This is a genomic window from Burkholderia sp. LMG 13014 (genome assembly GCF_905232215.1).
Lineage (GTDB): Bacteria > Pseudomonadota > Gammaproteobacteria > Burkholderiales > Burkholderiaceae > Burkholderia.
The window spans coordinates 1-4,095 of the sequence record NZ_CAJNKE010000522.1 but is presented as its reverse complement, the minus strand read 5'-3'; the positions used below and the strand labels follow the sequence as shown (position 1 = coordinate 4,095).

Sequence of the window (4,095 nt, the reverse complement as noted above, 5' to 3'; positions counted from 1 at the left end):
GCGCGGCCATCCGGCGCTGGCCTTCCGAGTCCATGTTCGCGAACGCCTTCTGCGCACGTGCGATGGTTTCGTCGTCGAGGCGGCTGATCAGGCGCTCGGCGTCGCGCCATGCTTCGTCCTCGGTCTCGCGCACGATCACGTGCAGACGGATGCCGAACTTGATCTTGCGGCCACGTGACTCCGCGCGAGCGCGAATATCGGCGATCTTCTTCGCGACGGCCTCGGGCGGCTCGCCCCAGGTCAGGTAGGTGTCGATGTGATCGGCCGCGATCTCGTGCGCGGCCGGCGACGAGCCGCCGAACCACAGCGGCGGATGCGGACGCTGCACGGGCGGATACAGCGCCTTGCCGCCCTTCGACTGCAGATGCTTGCCGATGTAGTCGAACCCGCCGTTGTCGTGCGACGCGGACAACAGCCCGCGCCAGATGTTCAGGAAGTCGTCGGTGATTTCGTAGCGCGTGTCGTGATCCGCGAACAGGCCGTCGCCTTCGAGCTCGGCGGCATCGCCACCCGTCACGACGTTGATCAGCAGACGGCCGCCCGACAGGCGGTCGAACGTCGCGGCCATCCGCGCCGACAGCCCCGGCGACGCGATGCCGGGACGAATCGCGACCAGGAACTTCAGGCGCTGCGTCGCCGGGATGAGGCTCGACGCAACGACCCACGCATCCTCGCAGGAACGGCCGGTCGGCAGCAGCACGCCCTCGTAGCCGAGCGTGTCGGCCGCCACCGCGACCTGCTTGAAGTAATCGTAGTCCGCGGCGCGCGCACCTTCGGCCGTACCGAGATAGCGGCTGTCGCCGTGCGTGGGGATAAACCAGAACACATTCATTTGCTGCTCCTGCTTGACTGTCCTTGCCGGAATTTGGAAAAAACACCGCCCTGCTCGCGTCGCGGATCAGCGGCGCATGCATGGTGTGCGTTCGAATCGGGATGGCTCGCCGGTCAGGCCGTGCAGCGGGCGAGGACGCGATTGCACGGCTGTTTCTGGGAAATCAGTCTAGGGATCGGTGCAGGGCTTTGGAACGATTTTTTTGAGCTTAGGTTTTCCGCTTTCGTGATTAGCACGACGCTGGAGCGAATATCGCGGCGGGCGGGCCCTATAATGACGCACCTATCCGAATAACTCCGCGCGGACGGCCCCGGCCGTGCGCGCCTGCGGTGCACTCATCGATGCAGAAAGTCATCCTGCCATTCCTGTCCGGCTTCCTGGCCGCCCTGTTCTTCCGCGAAGCCACGCTCGCACTCCTTCATACGGCCGACCTGATCGCCGCAACCGGCTTCTCCACGCAGCCGTTCGCGCCGCTCGGCATTCCTGAATTTGTCGCGAATGCGCTGATCAGCGCATGCTGTGCAGTCCCGATGGCGTGGCTGCTGCGCGTATCGCCGGAACGCGAGGCATCGTGGATCGGCGCCCTGGTGTTCGGCGGCATCGTGCTGACGGCCGCCCGCGTGTTCGCGATCGATCCGCTGCGCGGCATCTGGCCGTCGGGCAACATGATGCCCGTGCTCGCGGCCGGCTTCGCGGCGAACGCGGTCTGGGGCTTCGGCGCGCTCGTGTTCATGCGCGCGTTCATGTCGGACGATGCAGGCGACGAGTAACGTCGGCGCAAGCGCTCCGCCCTTCGACCGCAGACTGGTCGACATTGTCAAGTCCTGGAATAGGTTGACAGTGTTCACCCGCTAAACGCCCGATGCACCGCATCGGGCGTTTTGTATTTGAGGGCGGCATGTGGCCGCTCGCAGTTGTAGATGTTCACCGACTGTTCGACCATCTTTGCGGCCTGCTTGAGATCGGCCGGGCGATGCAGCAAGAACTCGCCTTTGAGGATGCCGTTGATCCGCTCTGCCAGTGCATTCTGATAGCAGTCGTAGCCATCGGTCATTGAGCAGCGCAGACCATGGCGTCGATGGATGTCCTGGTAATACGTCGAGCAATACTGGATTCCGCGATCGGAATGGTGGATCAACGGCTGGCGGCTTCGGCGCGTACGCAACGCCTTCTTGAGCGCCAGACTGACTTGCTCGGTCTGCAGGCTGTCATGGACGTGGTAGCCGACGACCTTGCGCGAGAACGCGTCGGTCACAAGGCTCAAGTACACGAACGGACCAGCGGTCGGCAGATAGGTGATGTCGGCAACCCAAACCTGCTCAGGGGCTTTCGGCACGATTTGCTCCGGGCCGGCCTTCAATAGGTTCGGATGGCGCCGGAAGCGGTGATGGCTATGGGTGGTCTTGTGATACGCGCGGTGTGGCGCGACCAGTAGGCGCGCGGTGCGCAGCACGTCGAACAGTCGGTCCCGCCCCAGCTTGATACCACGCTCGACCAGCGCTGGTCCGAGCAGATGATGCAGCTTGCGCGTGCCCAGCCTCGGTTGTCGCAGACGGATGTTCTGTACCAGCGAGGTGACGGTCTCGGCTTGCGAGCAGCGACGAGCCTCGCTCTGGCAACGCTTGTAATACGCTTGGCGGCTGATGCCCATGTATCGGCAGGCCCGCTCGACGCTCAGCTTTTCGACCCGCTTTTGCGCGACGACCTGCCCGAAGGCTTTTTTACGGTGATCCCGTAGTCCTTGCGCATCACGTCGATCACCGCTTCGAACAGCGCGGCTTTCTCCTGCGCTTCTCGCAACTGCGTCTCCAACTCCTTGATGCGTTGCTCCGGTGTGAGCGGCTTCGAATCTTGCTTCGGCATGGTGGAACCTGATCGCGCACGACCGGATGGATCGGCCCAATCCTGCAAGCCGTGCTTACGTAACCATACCAGCACCGTCGAGCGGCCCTGAATGCCGTAGCGTCGCTGTGCCTCTTTGTAAGTCAGATCGCCTTTTTCGACTTGCCCCACCACCGACAGCTTAAAAGCCAGGCTGTAGTCCCGCTGCGTCCGCTTGATCCCTTGCTCCATCTGGCACCTCCTCGCCTCGGCGAAAAAGTGTCAACCTATTTCAGGATGGGTCAATGCGATAAAAAAAAGCCCTCGAAACGAGGGCTTTTTGCTGGGTGCCGCGCGCCGTAGCGGCGCGCAGGCGCCGGACCTTACGCGAAGTTCTTCGCTGCGAAGTCCCAGTTCACGATGTTCCAGAACGCTTCGACGAACTTCGGACGTGCGTTGCGGTAGTCGATGTAGTACGCGTGTTCCCACACGTCGATCGTCAGCAGTGCCTTGTCGGCGGTCGTCAGCGGCGTCGCTGCGTTGCTCGTCGACACGATGTCGAGCGAACCGTCAGCCTTCTTCACGAGCCATGCCCAGCCCGAACCGAACGTGCCGACTGCGGCCTTCGTGAACGCTTCCTTGAATGCGTCGTACGAACCCCACTTCGCGTTGATCGCGTCGCCCAGCGCGCCGGTCGGTGCGCCGCCGCCGTTCGGCGACAGGCTGTTCCAGAAGAACGTGTGGTTCCAGATTTGCGCGGCGTTGTTGAAGATGCCGCCCGACGACTTCTTCACGATCTCTTCCAGCGACAGGTTCTCGAATTCCGTGCCCGGGATCAGATTGTTCAGGTTCGTCACATAAGCCTGATGGTGCTTGCCATAGTGGTACTGGATCGTCTCGAGCGAGATGGTCGGCGCGAGTGCGTCTTCAGCGTACGGGAGCGGCGGGAGCGTATGAGCCATGGCGATTCCTTCGTTGAGTATGTAGGGAGGCTTGTGTTGAATGCTGCCGAGCGTCCGATTGTAGGCGAGGACGAATAACCCCGCAAACTCACGGGCCATTTATCCGCGGTATGCGGAAAAGCGATGTTGACGCAACGTCCGGCCGGACGAGCCGGCGCTGCGCAGCACCCGTTGCGGCGCACGGTTTGCCGGTTGCGCGACCGTCGCGGCGCGCGCGCCGGTTACATCAGATCGTATCGGTCAGCCGCGGCTGCACGTCGGCGAGCGACACGTCGGCCGAGCCTTCCGCGAGATGCACGGTCAGGCGGCGCTGCGGCTTCAGCGCGTTCGGCGTGCGCACCGCGCGGCCCGTCTGTGCATCGATCAGCGCCGCATACCCGCGCTCGAGCGTGCGCTGCGGGCTCAACACCTCGAGCCTTGCCGCACAGGCTGACACGCGAGCCGTGTCGCGTTCGTGACGGCGCTGCAAGGCGAGTGCAA

5 protein-coding genes are annotated in these 4,095 nt (G+C 63.3%); 1 reads left to right on the top strand and 4 read right to left on the bottom strand.

What is annotated here, in order from left to right; genetic code table 11:
• Window positions 1–832, bottom strand: an 832-nt coding sequence (locus JYJ84_RS30100) for an LLM class flavin-dependent oxidoreductase (RefSeq protein WP_205189857.1), incomplete at its 3' end; no start/stop codon positions are given.
• Between the two features lie 341 nt (window positions 833–1,173).
• On the opposite strand from JYJ84_RS30100, the gene JYJ84_RS30095 reads away from it, so the two are divergent.
• Window positions 1,174–1,602 carry a hypothetical protein gene (locus JYJ84_RS30095; RefSeq protein WP_043182670.1) on the top strand — a complete coding sequence of 143 codons (429 nt, stop codon included), beginning with the start codon at window positions 1,174–1,176 and terminating at the stop codon, window positions 1,600–1,602.
• Window positions 1,603–1,676: 74 nt separating this feature from the next.
• Here the strand turns inward: JYJ84_RS30095 and JYJ84_RS30090 are convergent.
• From JYJ84_RS30090 to JYJ84_RS30080, 3 genes are all read right to left on the bottom strand, one after another.
• Window positions 1,677–2,905, bottom strand: a protein-coding gene (locus tag JYJ84_RS30090) for an IS3 family transposase (RefSeq protein ID WP_175223710.1) whose coding sequence is annotated in 2 segments (ribosomal slippage) — window positions 1,677–2,537 and window positions 2,540–2,905 — 1,227 coding nt in all. Because the reading frame shifts where the segments join, the coding sequence is not laid out codon by codon here.
• Between the two features lie 131 nt (window positions 2,906–3,036).
• The gene (gene sodB, locus JYJ84_RS30085) at window positions 3,037–3,615 is read right to left on the bottom strand and encodes a superoxide dismutase [Fe] (RefSeq protein WP_011352986.1); all 579 of its coding nucleotides are present in this window, start codon (window positions 3,613–3,615) and stop codon (window positions 3,037–3,039) included.
• A gap of 226 nt (window positions 3,616–3,841) precedes the next feature.
• A partial coding sequence (locus tag JYJ84_RS30080) for an exodeoxyribonuclease VII large subunit (RefSeq protein WP_275890747.1) occupies window positions 3,842–4,095 on the bottom strand: 254 nt, incomplete at its 5' end.